23 protein-coding genes and 1 CRISPR repeat array are annotated in these 24579 nt (G+C 64.7%); of the genes, 12 read left to right on the forward strand and 11 right to left on the reverse strand.

Translation table 11 applies throughout. The annotated features are described in order from the left end of the window. The first annotated feature begins 149 nt into the window (after positions 1 to 149). The 8 genes from cas3 to cas2 are packed head-to-tail and all read left to right on the forward strand — an operon-like array spanning position 150 to position 8300. Positions 150 to 2393: a CRISPR-associated helicase Cas3' gene (cas3, locus tag CKO40_RS00420; RefSeq protein WP_200343687.1), complete on the forward strand. Its 2244-nt coding sequence runs from the start codon at positions 150 to 152 to the stop codon at positions 2391 to 2393. An 8-nt stretch (positions 2394 to 2401) separates the two neighbouring features. Then, a complete protein-coding gene (gene cas5c / locus CKO40_RS00425; RefSeq protein ID WP_200343689.1) occupies positions 2402 to 3049 on the forward strand; it encodes a type I-C CRISPR-associated protein Cas5c in 648 nt (215 codons plus the stop codon). Further along, positions 3046 to 4848, forward strand: coding sequence for a type I-C CRISPR-associated protein Cas8c/Csd1 (cas8c, locus tag CKO40_RS00430; RefSeq protein ID WP_200343691.1), 1803 nt, complete (start codon positions 3046 to 3048; stop codon positions 4846 to 4848). Before cas5c ends, cas8c begins: the two co-directional genes overlap by 4 nt. Then, positions 4845 to 6038 carry a type I-C CRISPR-associated protein Cas7/Csd2 gene (cas7c, locus tag CKO40_RS00435; RefSeq protein WP_200343693.1) on the forward strand — a complete coding sequence of 398 codons (1194 nt, stop codon included), beginning with the start codon at positions 4845 to 4847 and terminating at the stop codon, positions 6036 to 6038. The genes cas8c and cas7c overlap by 4 nt, the downstream gene beginning before the upstream one ends. Continuing rightward, on the forward strand, positions 6035 to 6277 hold the full coding sequence (locus tag CKO40_RS00440; RefSeq protein WP_200343695.1) for a DUF433 domain-containing protein: 243 nt from the start codon (positions 6035 to 6037) through the stop codon (positions 6275 to 6277). Before cas7c ends, CKO40_RS00440 begins: the two co-directional genes overlap by 4 nt. A gap of 25 nt (positions 6278 to 6302) precedes the next feature. Further along, a complete protein-coding gene (gene cas4, locus CKO40_RS00445; RefSeq protein WP_200343697.1) occupies positions 6303 to 6932 on the forward strand; it encodes a CRISPR-associated protein Cas4 in 630 nt (209 codons plus the stop codon). Then, positions 6929 to 7969 carry a type I-C CRISPR-associated endonuclease Cas1c gene (gene cas1c / locus CKO40_RS00450; protein WP_200343699.1) on the forward strand — a complete coding sequence of 347 codons (1041 nt, stop codon included), beginning with the start codon at positions 6929 to 6931 and terminating at the stop codon, positions 7967 to 7969. The genes cas4 and cas1c overlap by 4 nt, the downstream gene beginning before the upstream one ends. A 40-nt stretch (positions 7970 to 8009) precedes the next feature. Beyond that, complete coding sequence (gene cas2 / locus CKO40_RS00455; protein WP_200343701.1) at positions 8010 to 8300, forward strand: CRISPR-associated endonuclease Cas2; 291 nt, start codon at positions 8010 to 8012, stop codon at positions 8298 to 8300. 179 nt (positions 8301 to 8479) lie between these two features. Next, positions 8480 to 9956: a CRISPR direct-repeat array (repeat unit 37 nt; unit sequence GCATCGCCCGGCTAATCGGCCGGGCGCGGATTGAAAC). 136 nt (positions 9957 to 10092) lie between these two features. Here cas2 and CKO40_RS00460 read toward each other — a convergent pair. From CKO40_RS00460 to CKO40_RS00510, 11 genes are all read right to left on the reverse strand, one after another. Further along, positions 10093 to 10569, reverse strand: coding sequence for a cyclic nucleotide-binding domain-containing protein (locus CKO40_RS00460; protein ID WP_200343703.1), 477 nt, complete (start codon positions 10567 to 10569; stop codon positions 10093 to 10095). A 140-nt stretch (positions 10570 to 10709) separates the two neighbouring features. Then, positions 10710 to 12410 carry a hypothetical protein gene (locus CKO40_RS00465; RefSeq protein ID WP_200343705.1) on the reverse strand — a complete coding sequence of 567 codons (1701 nt, stop codon included), beginning with the start codon at positions 12408 to 12410 and terminating at the stop codon, positions 10710 to 10712. Then, positions 12407 to 13930 (reverse strand): complex I subunit 5 family protein, encoded by a 1524-nt coding sequence (locus tag CKO40_RS00470; RefSeq protein ID WP_200343707.1) that lies wholly within the window; start codon positions 13928 to 13930, stop codon positions 12407 to 12409. The genes CKO40_RS00465 and CKO40_RS00470 overlap by 4 nt, the downstream gene beginning before the upstream one ends. Beyond that, entirely contained in the window at positions 13927 to 15399 is a 1473-nt protein-coding gene (locus CKO40_RS00475; protein ID WP_242476683.1) for a complex I subunit 5 family protein, read from the reverse strand. The genes CKO40_RS00470 and CKO40_RS00475 overlap by 4 nt, the downstream gene beginning before the upstream one ends. Before the next feature lie 4 nt (positions 15400 to 15403). After that, positions 15404 to 15712, reverse strand: a complete 309-nt coding sequence (locus CKO40_RS00480; protein WP_200343709.1) for an NADH-quinone oxidoreductase subunit K — start codon at positions 15710 to 15712, stop codon at positions 15404 to 15406. Then, positions 15709 to 16725: a hydrogenase subunit MbhD domain-containing protein gene (locus CKO40_RS00485; RefSeq protein WP_242476684.1), complete on the reverse strand. Its 1017-nt coding sequence runs from the start codon at positions 16723 to 16725 to the stop codon at positions 15709 to 15711. The genes CKO40_RS00480 and CKO40_RS00485 overlap by 4 nt, the downstream gene beginning before the upstream one ends. After that, a complete protein-coding gene (gene mnhG, locus CKO40_RS00490) occupies positions 16713 to 17006 on the reverse strand; it encodes a monovalent cation/H(+) antiporter subunit G (protein ID WP_200343711.1) in 294 nt (97 codons plus the stop codon). The genes CKO40_RS00485 and mnhG overlap by 13 nt, the downstream gene beginning before the upstream one ends. Continuing rightward, positions 16996 to 17277 (reverse strand): MrpF/PhaF family protein, encoded by a 282-nt coding sequence (locus CKO40_RS00495; RefSeq protein WP_200343713.1) that lies wholly within the window; start codon positions 17275 to 17277, stop codon positions 16996 to 16998. Before CKO40_RS00495 ends, mnhG begins: the two co-directional genes overlap by 11 nt. 40 nt (positions 17278 to 17317) lie before the next feature. Continuing rightward, positions 17318 to 17863 (reverse strand): Na+/H+ antiporter subunit E, encoded by a 546-nt coding sequence (locus tag CKO40_RS00500; RefSeq protein ID WP_200343715.1) that lies wholly within the window; start codon positions 17861 to 17863, stop codon positions 17318 to 17320. 90 nt (positions 17864 to 17953) lie between these two features. Then, positions 17954 to 18937, reverse strand: a complete 984-nt coding sequence (locus CKO40_RS00505) for a uracil-DNA glycosylase (protein WP_420827347.1) — start codon at positions 18935 to 18937, stop codon at positions 17954 to 17956. 111 nt (positions 18938 to 19048) lie between these two features. After that, entirely contained in the window at positions 19049 to 20599 is a 1551-nt protein-coding gene (locus CKO40_RS00510; RefSeq protein ID WP_200343719.1) for a 2-isopropylmalate synthase, read from the reverse strand. Positions 20600 to 20802: 203 nt separating this feature from the next. On the opposite strand from CKO40_RS00510, the gene CKO40_RS00515 reads away from it, so the two are divergent. The 4 genes from CKO40_RS00515 (at position 20803) to CKO40_RS00530 (ending at position 24533) form a co-directional block, all read left to right on the forward strand. Then, positions 20803 to 22275: an AAA family ATPase gene (locus CKO40_RS00515; RefSeq protein ID WP_200343721.1), complete on the forward strand. Its 1473-nt coding sequence runs from the start codon at positions 20803 to 20805 to the stop codon at positions 22273 to 22275. 123 nt (positions 22276 to 22398) lie between these two features. Then, positions 22399 to 23394 carry a DnaJ C-terminal domain-containing protein gene (locus CKO40_RS00520; RefSeq protein WP_200343723.1) on the forward strand — a complete coding sequence of 332 codons (996 nt, stop codon included), beginning with the start codon at positions 22399 to 22401 and terminating at the stop codon, positions 23392 to 23394. Between the two features lie 3 nt (positions 23395 to 23397). After that, positions 23398 to 23745, forward strand: coding sequence for a chaperone modulator CbpM (locus tag CKO40_RS00525; RefSeq protein ID WP_200343725.1), 348 nt, complete (start codon positions 23398 to 23400; stop codon positions 23743 to 23745). 50 nt (positions 23746 to 23795) lie between these two features. After that, entirely contained in the window at positions 23796 to 24533 is a 738-nt protein-coding gene (locus CKO40_RS00530; RefSeq protein ID WP_242476685.1) for a glutaminyl-peptide cyclotransferase, read from the forward strand. Positions 24534 to 24579 lie beyond the last annotated feature (46 nt).

The raw sequence follows: 24579 nt of genomic DNA on the forward strand, positions 1-24579 counted from the left end.
ATGCCATCGCAGCGATTCAATTCGTTTGAGATCAGACGCCGCTCAAGCCTGTGAGCGACGAGCAGAGGGGCCGGTGCTTGCGGAATCTGTAACCGCCAAGCAATAATCCGCCGCGAACTGCGTTGAGATAAGGGACGGAAAGGAGCCATATGACCGGCGCAGACCCACCATTGGCGCATGTGCGCTTGGATTCGGATGGCGGTTGGTATCGGCATTCTCTGGCGGAGCACCTTCAAGCCGTTGCTGAATTGTCCGGCGATTTCGCTTCCTGCTTCGGTGCCTGCGATTGGGCAGTCCTCGCGGGTCAATGGCATGATCTCGGGAAGTACCGCGAGCGATTCCAGCATTACATTCGTGCGGCTTCGGGACTCGATCGCGAGACGGCCCATATCGAAGCGCGACCTGGGCGCACAACGCATTCGACCGCTGGGGCGCTGCTCGCTGAAGAGCGTTTCGGGCCGGCCGGTCGCGTACTCTCCTATCTGATCGCCGGACATCATGCCGGTCTCCCCGACTGGAACGCTGGCCTCGATGCCCGTCTAGCCAGCGAGGACGCGCGAAACGAGTTGGCCGAGGCCGTCGCAGCTGGACCGCCGGCGGAGATCTTGCAGGCTGAATTGCCGCGGGCTGATTTGCGAGGCGTGCCAGGGGGTTCTGCTGGCCTTGCCCTTTGGGTGCGGATGCTGTTCTCGTGCTTGGTCGACGCGGACTTTCTGGATACCGAGGCCTTCATGGCGCCGGAGCAGGCGGCGTCGAGGGCCGGTTGGCCGGACATCGAGGCGCTTGCCGAGCGCTTCGATTCGGCCATGTCGCAACTCCTCGACGAGGCCGAGTCGACGCCCGTCAACCGGCTCCGCCGCGAGATCCTGCGAGACTGCCGAACCGCCGCAGTTCAAGCGCCGGGCGTCTTCTCGCTGACGGTCCCGACCGGTGGCGGCAAGACGCTGTCCAGTATGGCCTTCGCCCTCGACCATGCCCGGCATCACGGCAAGCGGCGCATCATCCACGTCATCCCCTACACCAGCATCATCGAGCAGACCGCGGACGTCTTCCGCGGCATCTTCGGCGATGCCGTGGTCGAGCATCACAGCGCGGCCGAATCCAGTCCAACCAAGGAAGGGCTCCGCAGCCGGCTCGCCTGCGAGAACTGGGACGCGCCCATCATCGTTACCACCAGCGTGCAGTTCTTCGAATCGCTGTTCGCCGCACGGACCTCGCGCTGCCGCAAGCTGCACAACCTGGTCGATAGCGTCGTCGTACTGGACGAGGTCCAGCTGTTGCCGCCAGGCTTGCTGCAGCCGATCGTCGATGTGCTGAAGCTGCTCAGCGAGCATTACGGGATGACGCTGGTCCTCTCCACCGCAACCCAACCCGCACTCGACACGCGCCGCTACTTCGATGCGTCGAAGAACTTCGACGGTTTCGGTAACGTCCGCGAGATCATCCCGGACCCCGATCGGCTGTATGCGAGGCTGAAACGCGTCGAGGTTCAACTGCCCGCAGATCTGCATGAACCAATCGAGTGGGAATCACTCGCGAGCGAGCTATCCAAGCACGACTCGGTGCTGGTCGTGGTCAACAGCCGGCGTCATGCCCGTGAGCTCCACAGCCTGATGCCGCCGGGCACGCTGCATCTGTCCGCGCTCATGTGCGGTGCTCATCGCTCGCAGGTCATCGCCGAGATCAAGCAGCGGCTCGCCGAAGGTGTGCCGACGCGAGTCGTCTCGACCCAACTCGTCGAAGCCGGCGTCGATCTAGACTTTCCTGTGGTCTACCGGGCATTGGCGGGGCTCGACTCCATCGCCCAAGCGGCTGGACGCTGCAATCGAGAGGGACGACTGGAACGCGGGCAGGTGGTGGTTTTCATCCCTCCGGAACGCTCCGGCATCGGTCTGCTGCGAGCCGCTGAGGATGCCTGTTGCGCGACGCTTCATGGCGTCGCCGGTGATCCGCTGGACCGGGCCTTGTTCGCCCGTTACTTCGAGCACCTCTACTACAGCCGCGACTTGGATGAGAACGGCATCTGTAATCTATTGAAGGCCGGTCAGCGCTCGCTCGGTGTCCAGTTTCGCACCGCTGCCGAACGTTTCCGAATGATCGAAGAAGATCAGTCACCGGTGGTTGTGCTGTACGACGCCGAGCACGAGGATGCTGAAGTCAGGAAGCTGCTTGCCGGACTCCGCAAGAACGGAGCGGAGCGTTGGCTGATGCGCAAGCTGCAACGCTACGTCGTCAACGTCCGCGCGCCGGAGATTCAACGGCTCCTGACGCAGCAGGACATCGAAGAGGTGATCCCGGGCCTGTTCGCGCAGACCAGCGATTGGCTTTATCACCCGAGCCTCGGCCTGACCATCGACAAACCGACGCCCACCGCAACGCAGAGCATCATCTGAAGGACGCCATGAAACGCTATTGCCTGGAGGTCTGGGGCGACTACGCCTGCTTTACGCGGCCTGAGATGAAGGTCGAGCGCGTCAGCTACGACGTTATTACTCCCTCTGCCGCCCGTGCCATCTTCGATGCCATCCTCTGGAAACCCGCGATCCGCTGGCATGTGCGGCGCATCGAGGTGCTGCGGCCCGTCCGCTGGATGACGCTGAAGCGCAACGAGGTCGCGAGCATCGCCTCCGATCGTGCTGGCGCCGAAGGTTACCGCGGGCTCTTCATCGAGGACGACCATGTCCAGCGCTCCGCGTTGCTACTGCGCGACGTCGCCTACCGTCTGCACGCGGACTTGGAGTTTCGGCATGACAAGGACCCGAATGCCGCCGCCGTCAAATACCATCAGATGTTCGAGCGGCGCGCGGACAAGGGTCAGTGCGTGAACCAACCTTACCTCGGCTGCCGGGAATTTCCCGCCTACTTCCGGCGCGTTGCGACCAACTCGACGGAGCCGCCACCCATCACCGACTCCGACGAGCTGGGGTTCATGCTCTTCGATATGGATTTCAGCGACCGCGCGAATCCCAAGCCGATGTTCTTCCGTGCTGCCTTACGCAACGGGGTCGTCGATGTGCCAGCCCATGACAGCGAGGAGGTGCGGAGATGATCCTGCAAGCACTATACGACCTTTACTCGCGCTACCCGGACGGCGCTCTTCCGATCGAAGGTTATGAAGAAGTACCGATAGCGTTCAAACTGGTCGTGGACGCGAATGGGAATTTCGTCGATTTGGTTGATGTCCGCGATATCAAGGGCAATAAGCGCATGCCGAAGAGAATGCGCCTGCCGAGCAAAGTGGATAGACCAGGTCAAGGGTCTTGGCAAACGGCCTTCCTACTTTGGGATCATCCCCGGTATGTCCTCGGAATCCCGCCCGACGACTCGGCTAAGGAAGCCGCGCTTGCCCCGAAGCGGGTCGAGGCGTTCGTCAGCCGGATCGAGCAGAGTTTCCCTACCTCCGGGATCGACCCTGGTGTTGATGCAGTTCTAAATTTTTACTCAGGTGGTGGACCCGAGCACGCGCGGCAACATCCGCTGCTGCCAGACCTGCTGGATTCGAAGGGCAACGTGGCGTTCCAACTGCTCGGGGACGTCGAACTAGTCGCCCAGCGACCAGAAGTCGTTCGGCAGGTCCGAAAAGACTTCGGGGCTGCGAACGATCAAGTATTATCGCCTTGCCTGGTGACGGGTGAGCCTTCTGCGGCATTGCGTCTGCATCCTGCTACACCCCTGCCAGACAGACGATCGAAAGCGAACGCGAAGCTGCATTCAATGCATGCGAAATCTTCGTGGTCCTACGGAAAGGCTCAGGGGTTGAATGCGCCCGTCAGCGGGCGCGCTGCATTTCGGTATGCAACCGCTCTGAATCATCTGCTACGCGATGGCTCCGAGCAGAAAGCTCGAATTGCGGACAGCTGGGCGGTCTTCTGGGCGGAGCGCCCGCACGATTTGGAAACGGCATTGCCCAATCTGTTTGGGGAGCCACAGATCGATGACCCGGAAGATGGCAAGCGGGAAGTGCAGCAGATTTACAAGGCGGTGGAATCTGGCAAATTTGCCGTAGGCGGCCGTGACGACCGCGTTCACGTGCTCGGCCTTTCGCCGAGCGATGCGCGCATCAGCATCCGCTTTTGGCAAACAGCCCCGGCGATTGAACTCGCACGACGCGTGCGACAGCATTTCGAAGACTTACGCATCCATCGCAGGCCCGGCGAGTTTGAGCATCTGTCTTTGTTCCAGATTCTGGAAGCCTGCGCGCCGCGGGGCGATAAGGGCAAGTTGCCTCCTAATCTAGATGGACAGATTGCGCACGCAATCCTGTCTGACCTTCCTTACCCCATCAGCCTGCTCAACGCCGCCATACAGTGCTGTCGAACAGCCGCCCGAAAGCGTCCGCGCGACGAGAAAGTGACCTATCCTCGTGCTGCCGCCATCAAAGCTTGGCTCTGCCGCGAGTACCGGCGCACGGGGAAGCCAATAAGCCCCAACGACAGGGAGCCGCAACCCATGCTCGATCCGCAAAATGCAAACCCCGCCTACCGCCTTGGCCGACTTTTCGCGGTCCTTGAGAGGATCCAAGAGCAGTCCAGCAGGGGCATTAACGCCACCATCCGCGACCGCTTCTACGGCGCCGCGTCCGGGACGCCGGGCACCGTTTTTCCAACCCTGCTGCGGCTCAAGAACCACCACGTCGCCAAGCTCGGTAAAGGCCGCGCCGTTCAGATGGAACGCTTGGTCGGCGAGATCATGGAGGGTTTGGACGAGTTCCCACCCCACATGCTGATGTCGGATCAGGGCCGGTTTGCGATCGGCTATTACCATCAGCGGCAAGCCCTGTTCGCCAAGCGTAGCGAAGAGCCTGAAGGCGAGACCAACGGAACCGATGCCACGGAGACCAAGCAATGAGCGATTCAAAACACGACGACTCCACGATCTGCAACCGTTACGACTTCGTCTTGCTGTTCGATGTACAAGACGGAAACCCCAACGGCGATCCGGACGCGGGCAACCTGCCGCGGCTCGATGCCGAGACAGGACAGGGGCTGGTGACCGATGTGTCCCTGAAGCGCAAGGTCCGCAACTTCATCGGTCTGACCAAGCAGCAGCCCGATGGCGAGTTCGAAGACGGCTTCGACATCTATGTCAAAGAGAAGGCCGTGCTCGGCCATGCGCACGTGAAGGCATTCGAGAAGCTCAATATCAATCTCGGGGAGGCGAGTAGTCATTCGGTCCCGAGGGACTTAATGGAAAAGCTTGGCGAATTCTTGGACGAAAATCCATTGCCAGAGGATGTGACGCTTTCGGTTGACGGCGACGGGATGCAAGAGCTGAGATTCTCAGCAGTAGCAGAGAAGAAGGCGATCCAGGCCTGGCTGAAGGAAGTGAGCCCGCCGAAGCCGATCAAGGACTTGTTCTCAGGGTGTCTGAAGGACGTTAAGGCGCGCAAGCCCACTCGGGAGGAGACCGAGCGCGGCCGCGCCCAGATGTGCCAGGACTTCTATGACATCCGCACCTTCGGCGCCGTGCTGTCGCTCAAGACGGCGCCCAACTGCGGCCAGGTGCGCGGGCCGGTGCAGATGACCTTCGCCCGCTCGGTTGACCCCATCATCGCCGCCGAGCATTCCATCACCCGCATGGCAGTCGCCACCGAGGCGGAGGCCGAGAATCAGCAGGGCGACAACCGCACCATGGGGCGCAAGCACACGGTGCCCTACGGGCTCTATCGCGGCCATGGCTTCATCTCGGCCTTTCTAGCCAAAGACACGAAGTTCAGGAAGGCGGATCTCGACCTGTTCTGGCAAGCCCTGCGGCAAATGTTCGAGCATGACCGCTCCGCCGCACGCGGCCAGATGGCGACCCGTGGGCTGTATGTCTTCAAGCACGACTCCGAGCTTGGCAATGCTCCGGCGCATGAGCTGTTCGATCTGATCCGTATCGAGCGCAGGAACCCCGCGTCACCGCCACGCGCCATCTCGGACTACGCGATCGAAAGTCCTCCCGCCGGCCCCCTTGATAGATTCCCGAATGTTGAGCTCATCAAGCTGGTGGCGCCAAAGGTCGAAGTGGAAAAGCACGATAATGAGGCTGCGTCATGACCGACTGGCACGACCATATCATCGTCGATGAAGCGATTCCCGCTGGCAAGCCCGTTATCCGCGGCACACGCATCGCCGTTGACCTGCTGATGGACCGGCTCGCGGATGGCTGGACGATGGACGACATACTCGCCGTGTATCCTCGAGTGATGCGCGACGATGTGCATGCGGCCATCGGCTTCGTCAACGAGGTCTTTCGTGAAGAGCAGTATGTCGCTGTCGGCAAGGCCCGCGCATGAGTTCGATAGGGCGTAAAGCGTTGCCATGGAAGAATCATCCGACCCAATCTCCATCTCCGCGCTGCAGCATTGGGGTTACTGCCCACGCCAATGCGCGCTGATTCACCAAGAGCAAGCCTTCGCCGATAACGTGCATACCGCTAGAGGGCAGGCTGTTCACCGGCTCGTCGATGTACCGAGCGACCTGATCAAAGGGGACATCAAGCTCGAGCGGGCGCTGCCGCTCTGGTCCGAGCGCTTGGGACTGATCGGTAAAGCCGATCTCGTCGAAGTGCATCCGGACGGCACACGTTTCCCCGTCGAGTTCAAGCACGGCCGAAAGCGGCGCGCATTGCACGACGACCTGCAGCTCGCGGCGCAAGCGATGTGCCTGGAAGAGATGCTCGGCCGACCCGTGCCCAAAGGGGCGATCTACCATGCATCGAGCCGCCGCCGGAGAGAGGTCGAGATCAGCGCGGCGCTGCGCGACAACGTGGTTGAAACGGTCGCGGCGATCCGCGCGATGCTCGACGCTGAATGTCTTCCCGCTCCGGCCAATGACGCCCGTTGTCGCGAGTGCTCGCTGCTCGAGATCTGTCAGCCAGCGCTGGTGGCCAACTACGCTCAGCGTATCGTTGAGCTCGGCGATCTCGACGACATGGATGGCAGCGCATGAGTCTCTATCAGATACAGAACACCCTCTATGTCATGACGCCCCAGGCGTACGCGCACCTCGACAACGGGACTGTACGCATCGAGGTAGAGCGCGAAACGAAGCTCCGCGTCCCCCTGCATCATGTCGGCGGCTTGGTGTGCTTCGGCAACGTCTTAGTGTCGCCGGCTCTGATGCACCAGATGGCAGACGAGGGTCGCGCGCTGGTCCTGCTGGACCGCTTCGGCCGATTCAAGGCACGGCTCGAAGGGCCGGTATCCGGCAACATCCTGCTGCGTCGCGCGCAACATCGCGCCGCCGACGATGCGGCCTTGACCCTAAGCTTGGCGAGCGCTCTGCTTCTTGGAAAGCTCCGCAATAGCCGAACGCTCCTATTGCGGGGCGCTCGGGAGGCCGCCCACGAGGCCGATGCCGCAGTGCTCAAGCGCACGGCTGACAACCTTGGGGCCGCCGTTCGATCCTTGGCGAAGGCAGCGGATCTGGATACCCTGCGCGGGATCGAGGGTGAAGCGGCCCGCGGGTACTTCAGCGCTGTCAACCATATCGTCAAGCCTAAGCTGCGCGAGCATTTCCAGCTTGATGGCCGCACTCGGCGCCCGCCACGCGATCGCTTCAACGCATTGCTGTCGTTCTTGTACTCGATGCTGATGAATGACTGCCGCTCGGCCGTCGAAGCGGTAGGGCTCGATGCTCAGCTTGGCTTCCTGCATGCGGTACGTCCTGGCCGCGCAGCCCTTGCCCTCGATCTCCAGGAGGAATTCCGGTCGGTTCTAGCGGATCGGCTTGCGCTAACGCTCATCAATCGCGGACAGTTGACGCGCAAAGATTTCGAGGAACGAGACGGTGGCGCCGTCCTGCTGAACGATCAGGGTCGACGTACAGTGGTGACAGCCTGGCAGGAGCGCAAACAAGAAGAGCTCCAACACCCACTGCTGGACACGAACGTTCCCATCGGTGTGCTGCCCTTGCTGCAAGCGCGCATCCTCGCGCGTATGTTGCGCGGCGATATACCGACATACTCCGCCTATCTAGCACGGTGAGTCCTCCCGTAGCGGGGGTTCCTGGCGTATCGGGGGCATCATGCTCGTCATCGTCACCTACGATGTGTCCACTGTCACGCCCGCTGGCCAGAAGCGTCTGCGCCGCGTCGCAAAGGCTTGTGAGCGCTACGGGCAACGGGTTCAGAAGTCGGTGTTCGAATGCCAGGTCGACGACATGCAGTTCGAAGCATTGGAACGGAGATTGCTCGATGAGATCGACCCTGAGGCCGACAACCTTCGTTTCTACCGGCTCACCGAACCTCATCATCTTAGGGTCAAGCAGTACGGCGTGTTTCGTTCTGTCGACTTCGAAGGTCCTCTCGTCGTGTGAGCTGCGCGAACCCGAAGTGGGCTCGTGATCCCAGACCTTTCGCGCGTAAGCTAACAGTTTGATCTGTAGAACATTATCTTTTCGAGCCAGAGGGTCGGCTGCTGTGATCTTGCTTCAAGATTCCAGTTCGCGCGAAGATCGCAAAATCCGCAGCGAAATCGATGACTTCCGCGTGCGGCGCATCGCCCGGCTAATCGGCCGGGCGCGGATTGAAACGAGTTCGCCTGTGACGCCACGTTCGTCACGCACTACGCATCGCCCGGCTAATCGGCCGGGCGCGGATTGAAACATGCCGCCAGGTGCCCACGGTGTAGGTCACGCCCGCATCGCCCGGCTAATCGGCCGGGCGCGGATTGAAACCGGCACCCTGCCACCCCTTCCTGCCTGCTGAAGCGCATCGCCCGGCTAATCGGCCGGGCGCGGATTGAAACTGGTTGCTCATGGCGGCCTCGATCAGGCGCCGCACCAGCATCGCCCGGCTAATCGGCCGGGCGCGGATTGAAACCAGGACTACGGCTTCACGGCGCACCCGCACCCGGGGCATCGCCCGGCTAATCGGCCGGGCGCGGATTGAAACCTCCACAGTAATGACCGCCACACCGTCCACGCGGCTGCATCGCCCGGCTAATCGGCCGGGCGCGGATTGAAACATCACGGCTGACCTGATTTCCGGAATGGCCTCCGGGCATCGCCCGGCTAATCGGCCGGGCGCGGATTGAAACACTGAGGGGCTGTGACTCGCGCGGGCAGGACCAAGCATCGCCCGGCTAATCGGCCGGGCGCGGATTGAAACCGACGAGACACATCAGTATTCAGCATCTCATCGAGGCATCGCCCGGCTAATCGGCCGGGCGCGGATTGAAACTTCGCAGAACACATCCGGCCTGAGCGCAGCCGCCGGCATCGCCCGGCTAATCGGCCGGGCGCGGATTGAAACAGTTGCAATACGTCGTGTTGCCGAATGTCTGGCAGGCATCGCCCGGCTAATCGGCCGGGCGCGGATTGAAACGCGCCCTCGACAAGCCGACCATCGCCTATGTCGACGCATCGCCCGGCTAATCGGCCGGGCGCGGATTGAAACCTGCGTTCACGGTCATTGCTGCGCTCCTGCCCGCGCATCGCCCGGCTAATCGGCCGGGCGCGGATTGAAACGGGTGCCATCTGCGCCAAACGGCTTGTGACATCGGCATCGCCCGGCTAATCGGCCGGGCGCGGATTGAAACTAACGCTGCCCGAGCACGCCGATCTGCCAGACGAGCATCGCCCGGCTAATCGGCCGGGCGCGGATTGAAACGATGCGATCGCAAACGGGATCAAAGCCAATGATGATGCATCGCCCGGCTAATCGGCCGGGCGCGGATTGAAACAGTAGCCTGTTGCGAGCCGACTGCGCGCTGATCCCGGCATCGCCCGGCTAATCGGCCGGGCGCGGATTGAAACAGATGCCTGCTCTTGCATGGCATCCACTTCTTGCTGGCATCGCCCGGCTAATCGGCCGGGCGCGGATTGAAACTTCGCTTTCGTGTGGTGGCTCTCCAGGTAGATTAACATCGCCTGGCTAATCGGCTGGACGCGGATTGAAACAGCTCAAACGCGGCCTGCACGCCAACCTACCCACCGCATCGCCCGGCTAATCGGCCGGGCGCGGATTGAAACTCGGTTCCTGCTCGGTTTTCCGGGCGCGTGGTCTGCATCGCCTGGCTAATCGGCCCGGGGGGATTGAAAACAAAATGAGCTCTTCTTGCTCGTCTACACGCTTGGCATCGCCCTGCTGATCAGTCGGCTGCTCACATCAGTGCTGCGGAATCTGCTCCGCGCGGATCAGCTCTCGGAACATCGACTCGTCGGTTACGCGGAGGCGCCGGCTCAGCTCCCGTCCGATGTTCATCTGCACCAGCGCGAATTGCTCTAGGTCGCGCTCGTAAAGGCGCATGATGGCGTTGTGATTGAGCTCGATCGCGGCGCAGTCGGTCATTGCAAGCACCGATGCACTGCGACGGCCGAGATCGATCAACGACATCTCGCCGATGCTGTCACCGACATTGAGGTAGTTCAGGCGGTAGTAGACGTCGTTCCATTGCTTCAGGATCGCGACCTGTCCCTTCTCGAGGACGTACATCGCATCGCCGGGATCATCTTCGATGAACAGGAAGTCACCTTCCTTTAAGAATACGGTACGCACCTGCTCGAGCAGGAACTCGACGATGTCGTCCCGGACGCCGCCGAGCAACGGTGTCTGCTGAAGCATTCTCAGTCGATTCTCGGCCATGGTTGTCCCGTCGCGGAGCGGTCGTTCGATTTCGCCCTTCGGCTGGACGCCAGAACATGCCGTCCGCCTCTTGCCGAGAGCATAGGCAATCACTGCGCAACAGGCCAGTGGTCCGGCGGATGGCGGTGCGGCGTATTCCTTCAGTGACCCTCGTGCCCGCCAAGCAGGCCGAGCAGTAACATCAAGCTCAGCAGCAGGATCAACGCGAGCGACCAACGGCGCAGCTGGGTTTCGCTGCGCGGGATCATCGAGACGATGGCGCTGTACGGCGAGGAGCGCCTCGCCTCGGACCGTCTCGAATCGCGCCAGCTGGCACCGAGTCGAGCAAGCCGAAGGCCGATGAGATCGGCCAGCGTCTTAGGCCAGCGCCCGAGCACCAAGGCGAGATCGCCCGGCGGCAGTTGCGGCGCGTGCTTGAGTAATGGCGTCAATAACAACCCCGCCGCCATCGCAGCGATCAGCGTCAGTGCGAGCATCGGGTCTACTGCGGGGCTCATGGTCACCGTGCCCATCAATGCCCAAACCGCGGTGCCCAGTGTCAAGAACAGCATCACCCAAGGCTTGGCTTCAGGCTCGGGGGCGGCGACTGCGCGCCAGCCTTGGCAGAGCTTATCAGCCGGAATGGGATGCCAGAGTAACCGACCGAGCAGCAGGCCCACGAGGGCGTAGCTGCTCAGGCCGAGTGCTGTGCTGGCCTCTAGGTCCAGTTCCAGGGCCATGCCGAAGGCGAGCAGGGCGTGCGCGAGCAGCAGGACTGCGAGGCCATTGAGGGCCACCAGAAACACCGTCTTTGGTGAGAAAGGTCGCCTCGGCAATGCCGATAAGGCGGCCAATGCCAAGGCGCTTTGGCCGCTTGCTAACGCGGCCGATGTCATCGCACCGGTTACCGCACCCTCCGTCATCGCCGTTGGTTCGGATCGCGTCAGCAATAGCAGTGTGAATCCGCTGAGGGCGGCGATGGTGTACCCAAGGCAGCCGCTCCGGGTGCGCTGCAGCAGACCCAGCAGGGCTGTCAGCCCGATGCCGGCCAGGACGAGCCAGCCTGCGATATCGGGCAATGGCGCTCCAGTGCGGGCATCGGGACCAAGCAGCCGCAGCCAAGGCAGGAGTCCGGCGCCGAGCACGAAGCTGATCAGAAGTGGGCCGATCCATTCTGCGGCTGAGCTCGAGAGCCGCGGCAGCCAGTAGTGCAGCCCTGGCAATGCGGCTTTAGCACCGAAGCCGAGCACGGCCAGTGCTAGCAGCAGGGCGCTGTCGTTGATCGCGCGCGCGGGCAGTTCGGCGCTTAGGCTCAGTCCTGCGCCTTCTTTCACCAGCAGCAACAGGAGCTCGAACAGCACCAGATCGCTGAGAACCAGCAGTCCGATCAGGATCGGCGCCCCGTGCTGGCGGGCTGTGAGCCCATAGAGTGTGTACCCGACCACCGTCGACGCGAGCAGGAAGACGACGAGGTCGCCCGCAACGGTTAAGGCGAGGCTGCCGGTCATCGCCAACAAGAACAGGAGCAGTCGGCCGCGCTCCCTGATCCGCTCGCCAGCGAGCCAGCCTGCAGCCAGCCAGAGCAAAGCGAGTATCACCAGCAGGGATTTGCCGATCGGGTCGAGCATCAGGCTGCTGCCGAGCAGCAGGCCGGGCAGCTCGAGTTCGGTCGCCGGGGCCGCGAGTCCGGCGAGCAGCGCGGGCAATGCTGCCCAGGGTGCTAGTACGCCGACGCCGGCCGCCACCCGCGGCCAGACCAGGAGGCCCGCCAGTAACAAGGGGGGCAGCAAGATGAGCGCGGGCGTCCATGGCAGCAGGGCCTGGGATCGCTCCCAGAGGGCAAAGAAGGCATCCGTGCTCATGGCTGGTAGAACTCGCGCTCGGCGATCAGCTGCGCCCATTCGAGCGGCGTGAAGGGTAGCGACGCGAACAGCCCGATGAGCAACGAGAGCGCCCCCGTCACCAAGGGCGGCCAGAGCAGCAGCCAAGCGGTCTCCTTGCCGCCGAAATCGCGTTCCTCCGGCCAGGCCGCGGGCGGCTCACGGAACCAGGCGGCATGCAGGATCGGCAGGAAATAGGCTGCATTCAGCAGGCTGCTGCCCGCGAGCACGAATAGCGGCCAATGCAGGCCGGCCTCGAGGCCGCCGAGACCGAGATACCACTTGCTGACGAATCCGGCGACCGGCGGTACGCCGATCATCCCGAGCACGCCGACGGTGAAGGCCAGCATGGTCCAGGGCATGCGCCGCCCGACCCCGTTCATCTCGCTGACGTCATGGATGCCCAAGGTCTCGGCGAGGTTGCCTGCACAAAAGAACAGGGTGATCTTCATCACGCCCTGATGAACCAGGTGGACCAGGCCGCCGACGGTGGCCAGCGGACCGACGACGGCGACGCCGAGGACGATGTAGGAGACCTGGCTGACCGTCGAGAACGCCAGCCTGCGCTTGAGGTTGTCCTGGAACAGCGCGCGCAGCGAGCCGTAGATGATGGTGACGGCAGCCACCAGGGCCAGCGGACCGGTCACCCCGAGCTCGGCGGCCACCTCGACGCCGAACACGTCATAGACGATCAGCACCACCCCGAATGCGCCCGCCTTGACGACGGCGACCGCGTGCAACAGCGCGCTGACAGGTGCCGGCGCGACCATCGCCCGCGGCAGCCAGCCATGCAGCGGGACCAGCGCCGCCTTGACGCCGACGCCAAGGATCAACAGCACGAAGATCGCGATCAGCGACCACCGATGGGTCTCGACAAGCCCGTCGACGAACCCTCGGGTCGTAAAGGTCAGGGTACCCGCCAACGCGTAAAGCCAGACCGTTCCGGCCAGCAACAGCGTGCCGGCGATCACCGTATGCCCCAGATAGACCTGTCCGGCGCGGCGTGCCTCCTCGGTGCCACGATGGACCACCAGCGGATAGGTGGTCAGCGTCAGCATCTCGAAGAAGACGACGAAGGTCAGCAGGTTGCCGGCCATCGCGACGCCGACGGTTGCGGTGACGCAGAGACTGAAGAAGCCGAAGAAGCGGCTGCGATGAGGCGACTCCTCCAGATAGCCGATCGCATAGAGCGTCGTCAGCAGCCAGAGCCCGGCCGACAGGACCAGGAACAGCAACGACAATGCCCGCACCCGCAGCACCAGCTCGAGCCCCGGCAGCAGCGCCAGGCTGGCCTCGTACTGCTGCTGGTGGTAGACACCCCAGAGCATCAGGCCGACCAGACTGAGCTTGGTCAATGCACCGCCCAGATTGAGCAGGGTCCGCGCCCAGTACCGCCGCTCGGCGAGAAAGAAGATGATTAGACCGGGCAGCAGCGAACTGGCGAGCACCAGCAGGGGCAGCCAGGCATTAGGCGGCACATTCGCATCCACGGTTGGGATCATGACGGCATCCCGACAATGGGCTCGAACGGGGCGCCAACATCGAGCAGCGGCAGCAGGAGCGGCGCCGCGAAACCGAGCAGGATGGCGCCGAGCGCCAGCAGCAAGGCGCTCCACTGCATCGACAACGGCACCGACTCGGCCTCTTGCGCGATGGCGGTGGGTGTGAACGCGTAGCCCACGACCTTGAACACGTAGGCTGCCGCCAGCACGCCACCCAGCAAGACCACCACCGCCAGTCCCCAGCGATCCTGTTGGAATGCCGCCTCGAGCAGTAGCCACTTGCCGACGAAACCGCCGCTCGGTGGCAGGCCCATGATGCTCACCCCGGCGAGCACGAACGCGGTCAGGGTCAGTGGCAGCCGATGTACTGCCCGGTCGAGATCGGCGATCCGGTCATGATGGGCGAAGCGCAGCAAGGCGCCGGCACTGAGGAACATCGCTGCCTTGGCCAGGCCGTGCGCCAGCGCCAGGTAGACGACGGCGCGCCAGGCCGTCGTCCCGTTCAGGCCGCCGGCGAGCGGGAAGGCCAGGAATAGGTAGCCGATCTGGGCGACGGTCGAGTAAGCGATCATCAGCTTCAGGCGCTGCTGCTGCAGCGCCTGTAACGCGCCCCAGAGCACCGCGACCGCTCCAAGTAGGCCGATCAGCTCCGGCAGCAGCCTGCTGAGGTCGCCGAACAGGTCCAGCCAGAGCCGCAGCAGCAGATAGAATGAGCCCTTGATCACCAAGGCCGACAGCAACGCGCTGACTGGTGCCGGGGCACCCGCATGCGCTGGCGGCAGCCAGAAGTGGAACGGGAACAGGGCCGTCTTCAGCATGAGCCCAGCGAACATCACCGCAAGGGCCGCGTTGGCGAGCATCCCGGGCTCGATGCGGGCGCCGAGCAGCGCGATATCGACGGTCGCGTGGGCATGGTAGAGCAGGGCGACGCCGAGCAGGTAGGCGGCCGAGCCGAGCAGGCTGACCAGCAGATAGCGCATTGCTGCATTCAATGCTGGGCCGCCGCCGCTGAGCGCGGTCAAGGCTGCCGCCGAGAGCCCGAGCAGCTCCAGCATCACGTAGAGGTTGAACAGGTCCGCGGACAGGTAGAGCCCGTTCAGCGCCGCCCAGAGGATCAGCCACAGCGGCCAGAACCAAGGGCGCTGCTGCGGATGCGCACCGAAATAGGCGGGCGCGAATGCGCTGACGCCGAGCCCGACCACGGCGGTCATCAACAGCAGTACCGCACTCAGGCCATCGGCATAGAGATCGATTCCGAGCGGCGCGCCCCAGCCGCCGACAGCGATCCGCAGCGGCCCGTCGGTCATCAGCGTGGGCACCATCGTCGCGGCCGCGAGCGTGGTCAGACCGGCGGCCAGCAGGCCGATCCAGTTCGCGGCACGCGGTGCGAGAAAGCAGGCCAATGCGGCCAACAGCGGCGTGAAGACCAGCGCAGCGGTCCAGACGGCACCACTCGGCAGCATCCCCATCGGCCTATTGCCCGTTGTCGTCGTCGAGCCGGGTGCGGCCGGTTGCCGAGCGCAGCGCCAACAGCAGCGCCAGCGCGAGTGCGGTCGCGGCGACCGCGACGACGATTCCGGTCAGTACCATCGCTTGGGGCACCGGGTCCGGTTCGCCTCCGGGCGTGCGCGCGGCGAGCCCGGCCAGCAGCAGGAAGATGCCGCTGCTGATGATGTTGAGCGCCAGGATCTTGCGCAGCAGATGGACCTTTACGATCAGTGCATGGAGGCCGAGCAGGATGAGGCCAGCGCCGGTCAATGCGAGCACCAGCACCGAGCTCACGGCCGGCCTCCGATGAACAAGGACGCGAGGATGGCGCCAATCGAGAGGGTCGCGGCCAGCTCAATCACCAGGATGGCGTGCTTGGCCCAAGCGGTCGGGTAGCCTAACAGCGGTTCCCCGAGCCCGATCACCGCGATCCCGATGAATGCGAAGACCGCGACGCCGAGCGCCAATACCAAGCGTAACGGCCAGCCGGCGGCGCCTGCCGGCAGCCGCCAGCCGCTCAGGCGCAGCAGCACCCCGGCTGCGCCCAGCACCGAGCCGGCCTGGAAGGCCCCGCCTGGCGCATGCGCCCCGACCCAGACCAGATAGGCTGCGACCAGGATCATCAACGGTGCCAAGAGGCGGCTGAGCGCGGCGAGCACCGGCTCGGGCGTCGTATCGCCGAGGTTGGATGCGGTCGCCAGCGACCAGACACCGATCAATGCCAATAACAGTACTGCGATCTCGAGCAGGGTGTCGTAGCCGCGGAAATTGAGCAGTACGGCGGTGACAGGGTGCTCGACCCCGCTCTCGGGCAGATGGGTGTTGACCTGCTGGGTGAGGCCGGAAGACGGCTCCCAAAGCTGCCAGGTCACCAGGCCGAGGCCGAACAGCGCGGCGAGCAGGAGCAGTCCCATCACTGCAGCGAGCAGCGCTCGGAATACCGCCGGTTTGTGCTGCGCTTCATCGGCATCAGCCGTCTCGGCGGTCTGTCCGGGCTGGCCCGCCTGGTGCTCGTTCGCTCCTGTCGCGCTGGGTGCGGCGCGGGCATCGACCTCCGCGGGCTGCAGTTGCGACAGCGCCGCGAGGAGCAGCGCACCGGTGACACCGGCGCCGAGCGCGATCTCGGCCAATGCGATGTCGATCGTATCCAGTCGTGCCCAGACCAGACCCAGGATCACCCCGAAGGCGATGAACAGGGCCACCGCCTGGAACAGATCAGGGCTACTGAGGGCACGCCAGGCCAGCCAGAGCAGCGTCGTCCCTAACACCAGGTCGACGGCCAGCGGTAAACCAGTCAGCCACGCCAAGGCGCAAACCCGTTCTCTTGAGCCCAGCTTGCGACCAATTGGCTCGCCGTCGCCGAGGCGGCCAGCAGCAGCAGCCAGATGACGAAGAGCTTGCCAACGGCCGCCAGTGACTCCGCTTGCAGCATCAGGCCCAGCACGACCAACCCGAGCCCGAGGTTGTCCGCTTTCGTCAGCGCATGCAGACGCGTGTAGACATCCGGGAACCGCAGCATGCCGACGCTGCCGCCCAGGAAGAATGCGGCGCCGGCGAGTAACAGCACCACGGAGAGACTAGCGAGCATCGTCGTCTCCAGGTGGCAGCGAGATGCGGGCGCGGCGGGTGAAGGCGGTCACCGTGATGGCGGCCAGCAGCGCCAGCACCAAGGCCACGTCGCGCAGCGCGGGGGCATCCGAGACCTCCGCCAACACCAGCAGGATTGCGGCCGCCGTGGTGCCGAACAGCTGCGCAGCCAGCATGCGGTCCGCCGGCGTTGGTCCGCGGCGGATGCGCCAGAGGCCGGCGACCAGGGTCAAGAGCAGGAACAGGATCAGCGCGAAATAGAAGTACTGCATCGCTGGATTCGTCAGTCGGGGTTCGTCGTCGGTCCGGGGATCAGTTGTGGTCGGAATGATTGGGGGTGTCGTTCCATTGCGCGCGATCGATGCGGTAGACATCACCGATGCGCTGCTCCAGTCGCTCCAGATCCCGATGCCAGTCACTATGGCGGTCGAGCACATGAACGCGCAAGCGTCCCTCACAGATCACGGCCAGCGTGCCCGGCATCAGGCTGACCAGGCTCGCCATCAGGATCGGTGTGGGCCCCGGCGGCAGGCGCAGCGGATAATCGATCAAATCCGGCTTGAGCGGCAAGGGGCGCCGGAACGCGCGCAGTGTGACATCGAAGCCGCCGCGCAACGAATGCCAGAGGAAGAAGCCGATCAAACGCATGAGCGCAAGCGGTCTGGCCGGCCAGAGCGATGCGCTCAAGACTTGCCCCCGGAAGCGGGTGACCGTGCTGAGGACGGCGGCGCTCAGGACGAACGGCGCACCGAACAGGGCGGCCTCGTGCTGACCGTCGGTCAGCAGCCACCACAGCAGAGCGAACAGCAGTAAGCGTTGCGTCAGCGCCGTGACGAACGCAGGCAGGGTGACAGTCATCGCGTCGACTCAGAGACCTGGCGCCGGGCGGCCGGGCCGGGTATGGATCAAGCGGGTGCAACGATGGCGGGGTGTCCTGTGGGGCATGGATTATGGTTCTCGGCCCTGTCGATGGAGGGTCTTCATCACGAATTGGAGATCCTGCCAGCCTTTGGCCTTCTCGGCTGGACTGCGTAGGTAGTAGGAGGGGTGATAGGTGACGATCAGCGGGATCGGTTCGTCACCTGACGGTCGTTGGTAGGAATGGAGGCGATGACGGAGGCGGCCGACCGCATCGGTGTTGCCGAGCAGATTGTTCGCCGAGACCGCACCGAGGCTGACGATGAGCTTGGGCTGAATCAATGCGATCTGCCGCTCGAGATAGGGGCGGCAGGCAGCGGCCTCCTCGGCGCTCGGATTGCGGTTGCGCGGCGGTCGGCACTTGACGATATTAGCGATATAGACCTGCTCGCGGCTGAGGCCGATTGCTCGGAGCATCTTGTTCAGCAGCTGACCAGCGCGTCCAACGAAGGGCTCGCCCTGCCGGTCCTCGTCCTGCCCCGGCCCTTCGCCGATGAACATCAGCTCCGCGTTACGGTTGCCAACGCCGAAAACGGTCTGAGTACGGGTCTCGCAGAGGATGCAGTCGCGGCATCCAGCGACCCGCGCCTCGAGCGTCTCCCAGTCCATGCCTGCCACCGGCGAGGCCTCCGATGCTTGGCTCGGTTCTGCTTGGGCGCCTGCTGCAACCTGTGTCGCGGAGGTTGCCGGTACGCCGGAGCGCGTGTCGCCTGCAACGGGTGCGTCCGCTTGTGCCGGCGCAGCGGCGCCTGCCTCGGCGAGCTCGTCATCGGTCCAGGGTGGCGGCTCATCCAGCCAGGCCGGTGGATGGGTGCGCTCCGGCAGCGCGCTGGCGGCCGGCCGAGTTGGCGGCGCCGTTGGTGGCCCTGGGTGCTTGACGGGGGCGGGTGCTGAGTGTGCCCATCTGTCGGCATCGGCTGGTGCACTCGGCGCCGCTGGGGCAGGATTCCGCAGCCGCCAGGCTCGGATGCCCATCGCCGCCAGATACTGCAGGCGTCTCGCCTCGTCCATCATCGCGCCGCTTCTTGTTCAGACATCGCTAGGGTCAGATATCGCCGAGCTCAGGTCGCTTCGGGTCCAGCCATCGCCAGCCTCAGAACTGGCCGAATTCAGACATCGCCGAGCTCAGACATCGCCAGTCTGCGGATGTGCGCGCTGGCCGACGCTATCGAGCTTGTTCAGCGCGTTCAGATAGGCCTTCGCCGAGGCGATGACGATGTCGGTATCGGCACCGGCGCCATTGACCACCTGTCCGCCCTTCTCGAGCCGAACCGTGACCTCGCCTTGGGCATCGGTGCCGCTGGTGATCGCGTTGACCGAGTAGAGCTTCAGGGTCGTGCCGCTGTTGACGATCGACTCGATCGCGCGGAAGGTCGCATCGACCGGTCCGCCGCCGATCGCCGCGCCGGGCTCCTCCTCCCCGTCGAGGCTCAGCACCACATCGGCGCGTGGGGTCTCTCCGGTCTCGGAGCAGACCCGCATCGAGATCAGCTTGACGCGCTCGTTGGCGGCGCCGAGGGTCGCGTCGGTGACCAACGCTTGCAGGTCTTCGTCGAAGATCTCGTGCTTCTTGTCGGCCAGGTCCTTGAAGCGCCGGAAGGCCTCGTTGAGCTCCTCGACGCTGTCGAGATGGATGCCGATCTCCTCCAGTCGGACGCGGAAGGCGTTGCGGCCCGAGTGCTTGCCCAGCACCATCCGGTTCTGATGCCAGCCGACGTCCTGAGCGCGCATGATCTCGTAGGTCTCGCGATGCTTGAGCACGCCGTCCTGATGGATGCCGGACTCGTGCGCGAACGCGTTGGCGCCGACGATCGCCTTATTCGGCTGCACCGGAAAGCCGGTGATGCCGGAGACCAGCCGCGAGCAGTTGACGATCTGGGTGGTGTCGAGCCGGGTATCGCAGCCGAAGGAGTCCTGCCGGGTGCGCACCGACATCACGATCTCCTCGAGCGCGGCGTTGCCGGCGCGCTCGCCAAGTCCGTTGACGGTGCATTCGACCTGGCGCGCGCCCTGCTGCACCGCGGCGAGCGAGTTGGCGACGGCGAGACCGAGATCGTTGTGGCAATGGACCGAGAACACCGCCTTGTCGGCATTCGGGATGCGCTCGCGCAGCTGCGCGATCAGGCTGCCGAACTGATGCGGCACCGCGTAGCCGACGGTATCCGGGATATTGACGGTGCCGGCGCCGGCCTCGATCACCGCCTCGAGGATGCGGCAGAGGAAATCGAGCTCGGAGCGGCCGGCGTCCTCGGGCGAGAATTCGACATCAGCGCAGTGCTGGCGCGCCCGCTTGACCGCGGTGACGGCTTGGTCGACGACCTGATCCGGGCTCATCTTGAGCTTCTTCTCCATGTGGATCGGCGAGGTGGCGATGAAGGTATGGATGCGCCCGGCGTTGGCGCCCTTCAGGGCCTCGCCGGCGCGGTCGATATCGCGCTCAAGTGCGCGCGCCAGGCCGCAGACCGTGCTGTCCTTGACGGTGTTCGCGACCGCCTGCACGGCCTCGAAGTCGCCGTTGCTCGCGGCCGGGAAGCCGGCCTCGATCACATCGACCTTGAGCCGCTCCAGTGCGGTGGCGATGCGCAGCTTCTCGTCGCGGGTCATCGAGGCGCCGGGGCTCTGCTCGCCGTCGCGCAGCGTGGTGTCGAAGATGATGAGATGCTCTTTGTCGCTCATGAATAGAACCTGATTTAGAAGTCGCTCGGTCGTTAGCGGCAGCAGACACAGTCGCGGCGATTCAGTTGTCGGACGATAGTCAAACCGGCTTATCGGCACAATCGGCAATTGCGCAGCCGAGGCCGTGCTCGTCGGTCGGGCCGGATTCGGTTATGGTCCAGTGGTGGCCTCGTTGACGTGCCGAGATTGGCGGGCTCAGTACGATGAATGATCTACATGATCTCGAGGTGATGCTGCGCTCGGGGACGCCGATCCTGATGATCGAGTCGCTCGAGGAGCCCCGATTGCTCGAGCTTCTGGGCGAGATCGGTCTGCGGCTGCGCACGCCGGTCTTCTTCTGGACCCTGACTCAGGGCCTGCGCCCGTTGGATCGGCCGCAGACGGCCGCGACCAAGCTCGCCGAGCCGCCTGAGCTGCTGCGGCATATCAAGGCGACGAGTCATCCTGGCCTCTATCTCCTCCTCGATTTCCACCCATTCTTGGATCATCCACTCCATGTGCGCTTGCTCAAGGAGATCGCGCAAGCCTTCGACGATGGCGCGCCGCGGCGGCTGGTGCTGGTCAGCCATGCGCTCGAGACGCCGCCCGAGCTGCGCCACCTCTGTGCGCGGTTCGAGCTGCGGCTGCCGGATCGCCAGCGGCTGCTGGCCTTGATTCGCGAGGAGGCGCAGCGCTGGCAATATGCCGATCCGGGCCGTCGTTTCCGCGCCAATCGCAGTGCGGTCGAGCAGTTGTCGCGCAATCTGCTCGGGGTGACCGAATCCGATGCCCGGCGGCTGATCCGCAACGCGATCACCAACGACGGCGCGATCACCGAATCGGATGTCGCTGAGGTGACGCGCGCCAAGTATGAGCTACTCAGCCCCGAAGGAGTGGTTGCGTTCGAGTACGAGACCGCGAGCTTTGCCGAGGTCGCCGGGCTCGAGCACCTGAAGGCCTGGGTGGATCGCCGCCGCGCACCGTTTCTCGCGGCCGCCCCGAAAGAGGACCGGCCGAAGGGACTGATGCTGCTCGGGGTGCAGGGGGGCGGTAAGAGCCTCGCCGCGAAGGCCGTCGCCGGGCGTTTCGGGGTCCCGTTGTTGCGGCTCGATTTCGGCCGGCTCTACGACAAATACATCGGCGAGACCGAGCGCAAGCTGCGTGATGCCTTGCGCACGGCGGACGTGATGGCGCCCTGCGTGCTCTGGTGCGACGAGATCGAGAAGGGGATCTCGGCGGATGCGGGCAGCGAAGGGCCGGGTCGGCGGCTGCTGGGCTCGCTGTTGACCTGGATGGCCGAGCGCCGCAGCGCGGTGTTCATCGTCGCGACCTCCAATGACATCGCGAGTCTGCCGCCCGAGCTGGTGCGCAAGGGTCGCCTCGACGAGATCTTCTTCGTCGATCTGCCCGATACCGAGGTGCGCCGCGCGATCTTCTCGATCCACCTGAGCAAGCGCGGCCTGGACCCGGAGCGGTTCGATTTGGACGCGCTCGCGGTGGTCAGCGAGGGCTTCGCCGGGGCCGGGATCGAGCAGGCGATCGTCTCGGCGCTCTACGCGGCGCGCGCCGGGCATGAGGAGCCGGATACCGAGGTGCTGCTGGAGCAGCTGCACGCGACCCAGCCGCTCGCGGTGGTGATGGAGGCGCAGATCGAGGCACTGCGTGCCTGGGCGAGCGGGCGCACCGTGGCGGCCTGAAGGCGCGGCCATTGCGCTGCACGGGCGGCGTTCCCAAGGTTAAGATCGACCACCATTCGAACGGCCGGCCGCGCTAGGCGGCGCGGCGGGTGATTCCAACCGTTTTGGAGGCGCGAATCCGATATGGATTACAAGGATTACTACAAGATCCTCGGCGTCTCGCGTGATGCGAGCGCCGATGAGATCAAGGCGGCGTACCGCAAGCTGGCGCGCAAATACCATCCCGACGTCAGCAAGGAGCCGGATGCCGAGGCCAAGTTCAAAGATGTCAATGAGGCGCACGAGGTCCTGAAGGACCCGGAGAAGCGCGCCCAGTACGACGCGCTCGGCAGTGGCTGGCAGGCCGGCGATCAGTATCGCCCGCCACCCGGCGGGCAGCGTCAGGGCCGCAGTTACGAGTTCTCGGAAGAGGAGGCGGCGCAGTTCAGCGATTTCTTCTCCAGTATCTTCGGTGGTATGGGCGGCGGCATGGGCGGCGCTCGGGGGGCCGGCCGCAGCTCGGGTTTCGGAGGTGCCGGTATGGGCGGCGATCCGTTTGGCGGCCGCGGGGCGGACCAGACCGCGCGTATCCGCATCTCGCTCGAAGAGGCGTTCAAGGGCGGCACGCGCCAGTTGCGGCTCGAGGTGCCCGAGGTCGACGCCCATGGGCAGGTCGTGAGCCGCGCGCGTACGCTCAATGTGCGCATCCCGGCGGGTGTGACCGAAGGACAGCAGATCCGGCTCGCGGGCCAGGGCGGTCCGGGACTGGCCGGGGGCGGCAAGGAGGCGGCCGGCGATCTCTATCTGGAGATCGAGCTGGAGCCGCATCCGATCTACCGCACCGAGGGCAAGGATATCCATCTCAAGCTCCCGATCGCGCCTTGGGAGGCGGCGCGCGGTGCGACGGTGCCGGTGCCGACCCTCGGCGGCACGGTCAGCCTCAAGATACCGGCCGGCGCCCAAAGCGGTCAGCGGCTGCGATTGAAGGGTCGGGGTCTGCCCGGGAAGCCCGCGGGCGACGCCTTCGTGCAGCTCGAGATCACCAATCCGCCGGTCGATCGCGCCGAGGCCAAGGCCGCGTTCGAGGCGCTGGCCGAGCAATTCAAGTCCTTCAACCCGAGAGCCAAGCTGGGGGTCTGAATCATGTCGAAGGCGCTCACGACAATCGAAGGGATGCTGCTGGACGAGGGCACGGTGGTCACCCTGAGCGAGCTGACCCGGGTCTGCGGGATCAGTCAGGAGCAGGTGCGCTCGATGGTCCGCGAGGGGATGCTGCAGCCGCGCGGGGCTGCCCCCGAGTCCTGGCGCTTCACCGGCATCGAGGTCCGACGCACGCGGCGCGCCGTCCGCCTGCAACAGGACCTCGAGCTGAATCTGGCCGGCGCGGCGCTGGCGCTGGACCTGCTCGACGAGGTCGAGCGGCTGCGACGGCGGGTGCACTGTCTCGAGCAGCATCTGGCCGTGCCGCATGATGCGGAGGGCGCGGGCTGACTCACAGGATCGTTGTGCGGCTGTCAGCTGCGCTGTGTTCAGTTGCGCTGTTGCTGGCCGGCTGTCTGGCCGTGCAGGCGGGTGTGCCGGTCTCGCAGGTGCGCATCGTTGCGCGCTTTCCGCATGATCCGAACGCCTTCACGCAGGGGCTGGCCTTTGCTGAGGGCGAGTTGTACGAGGGCACTGGCGGCTACGGCCGCTCCTCGTTGCGGCGGGTCGATCTCGCCAGTGGCCGCGTCCTCGAGCGCGTCGCGCTGCCGCGGCAGTTCTTCGGTGAAGGCATCACGGCCTGGCGGGATGAGCTCATTCAGCTGACCTGGCGCGCCGGGATCGGTCTGCGCTATCGGCGCGCGTCGTTGACGGAGACTGGGCGCTTCTCGGTAGCCGGCGAAGGCTGGGGCCTGACCGACGACGGCCGGCATTGGATCATGAGCGACGGCAGCGCCGAATTGCGCTTTCTCGAGCCGGCGGACGGCAAGGAGGTGCGGCGGTTGCCGGTGAGCGATGATGGCAAGCCGGTGCGTCGGCTCAACGAGCTCGAGTTCGTGCGCGGTGAGGTCTGGGCGAACATCTGGTATCAGGACCGCTTGGCCCGGATCGATCCGGCCACGGGACGCGTGCTCGGCTATGTCGACCTGAGTGATCTCTGGCCGCGGGATCGCGCCCGGGAGCGTGCGCAGGTGCTGAACGGGATCGCCTTCGAGCCGGAAACCGGGCGCCTCTTCGTCACCGGCAAACGCTGGCCCTGGCTGTATCGGATCGCGATTCCTGCGCTTGGCATCGACTGAGCCGGGGGACGGGGGCGATAGGTGAACGAGGAGTTTGTCCGACCCC

Origin of the sequence: Halochromatium glycolicum (genome assembly GCF_016584085.1) — a bacterium.
GTDB classification, from domain to species: Bacteria; Pseudomonadota; Gammaproteobacteria; order Chromatiales; family Chromatiaceae; genus Lamprobacter; species Lamprobacter glycolicus.

Excerpts from the sequence above, each read along its gene's own strand:
- cas3 (WP_200343687.1), top strand. The coding sequence starts at position 150 with ATGACCGGCGCAGACCCACCATTGGCGCATGTGCGCTTGGATTCGGAT.
- cas5c (WP_200343689.1), top strand. The coding sequence starts at position 2,402 with ATGAAACGCTATTGCCTGGAGGTCTGGGGCGACTACGCCTGCTTTACG.
- cas8c (WP_200343691.1), top strand. The coding sequence starts at position 3,046 with ATGATCCTGCAAGCACTATACGACCTTTACTCGCGCTACCCGGACGGC.
- cas7c (WP_200343693.1), top strand. The coding sequence starts at position 4,845 with ATGAGCGATTCAAAACACGACGACTCCACGATCTGCAACCGTTACGAC.
- CKO40_RS00440 (WP_200343695.1), top strand. The coding sequence starts at position 6,035 with ATGACCGACTGGCACGACCATATCATCGTCGATGAAGCGATTCCCGCT.
- cas4 (WP_200343697.1), top strand. The coding sequence starts at position 6,303 with ATGGAAGAATCATCCGACCCAATCTCCATCTCCGCGCTGCAGCATTGG.
- cas1c (WP_200343699.1), top strand. The coding sequence starts at position 6,929 with ATGAGTCTCTATCAGATACAGAACACCCTCTATGTCATGACGCCCCAG.
- cas2 (WP_200343701.1), top strand. The coding sequence starts at position 8,010 with ATGCTCGTCATCGTCACCTACGATGTGTCCACTGTCACGCCCGCTGGC.
- CKO40_RS00460 (WP_200343703.1), bottom strand. The coding sequence starts at position 10,569 with ATGGCCGAGAATCGACTGAGAATGCTTCAGCAGACACCGTTGCTCGGC.
- CKO40_RS00465 (WP_200343705.1), bottom strand. The coding sequence starts at position 12,410 with ATGAGCACGGATGCCTTCTTTGCCCTCTGGGAGCGATCCCAGGCCCTG.
- CKO40_RS00470 (WP_200343707.1), bottom strand. The coding sequence starts at position 13,930 with ATGATCCCAACCGTGGATGCGAATGTGCCGCCTAATGCCTGGCTGCCC.
- CKO40_RS00475 (WP_242476683.1), bottom strand. The coding sequence starts at position 15,399 with ATGGGGATGCTGCCGAGTGGTGCCGTCTGGACCGCTGCGCTGGTCTTC.
- mnhG (WP_200343711.1), bottom strand. The coding sequence starts at position 17,006 with ATGCTCGCTAGTCTCTCCGTGGTGCTGTTACTCGCCGGCGCCGCATTC.
- CKO40_RS00495 (WP_200343713.1), bottom strand. The coding sequence starts at position 17,277 with ATGCAGTACTTCTATTTCGCGCTGATCCTGTTCCTGCTCTTGACCCTG.
- CKO40_RS00500 (WP_200343715.1), bottom strand. The coding sequence starts at position 17,863 with ATGACTGTCACCCTGCCTGCGTTCGTCACGGCGCTGACGCAACGCTTA.
- CKO40_RS00505 (WP_420827347.1), bottom strand. The coding sequence starts at position 18,937 with ATGATGGACGAGGCGAGACGCCTGCAGTATCTGGCGGCGATGGGCATC.
- CKO40_RS00510 (WP_200343719.1), bottom strand. The coding sequence starts at position 20,599 with ATGAGCGACAAAGAGCATCTCATCATCTTCGACACCACGCTGCGCGAC.
- CKO40_RS00515 (WP_200343721.1), top strand. The coding sequence starts at position 20,803 with ATGAATGATCTACATGATCTCGAGGTGATGCTGCGCTCGGGGACGCCG.
- CKO40_RS00520 (WP_200343723.1), top strand. The coding sequence starts at position 22,399 with ATGGATTACAAGGATTACTACAAGATCCTCGGCGTCTCGCGTGATGCG.
- CKO40_RS00525 (WP_200343725.1), top strand. The coding sequence starts at position 23,398 with ATGTCGAAGGCGCTCACGACAATCGAAGGGATGCTGCTGGACGAGGGC.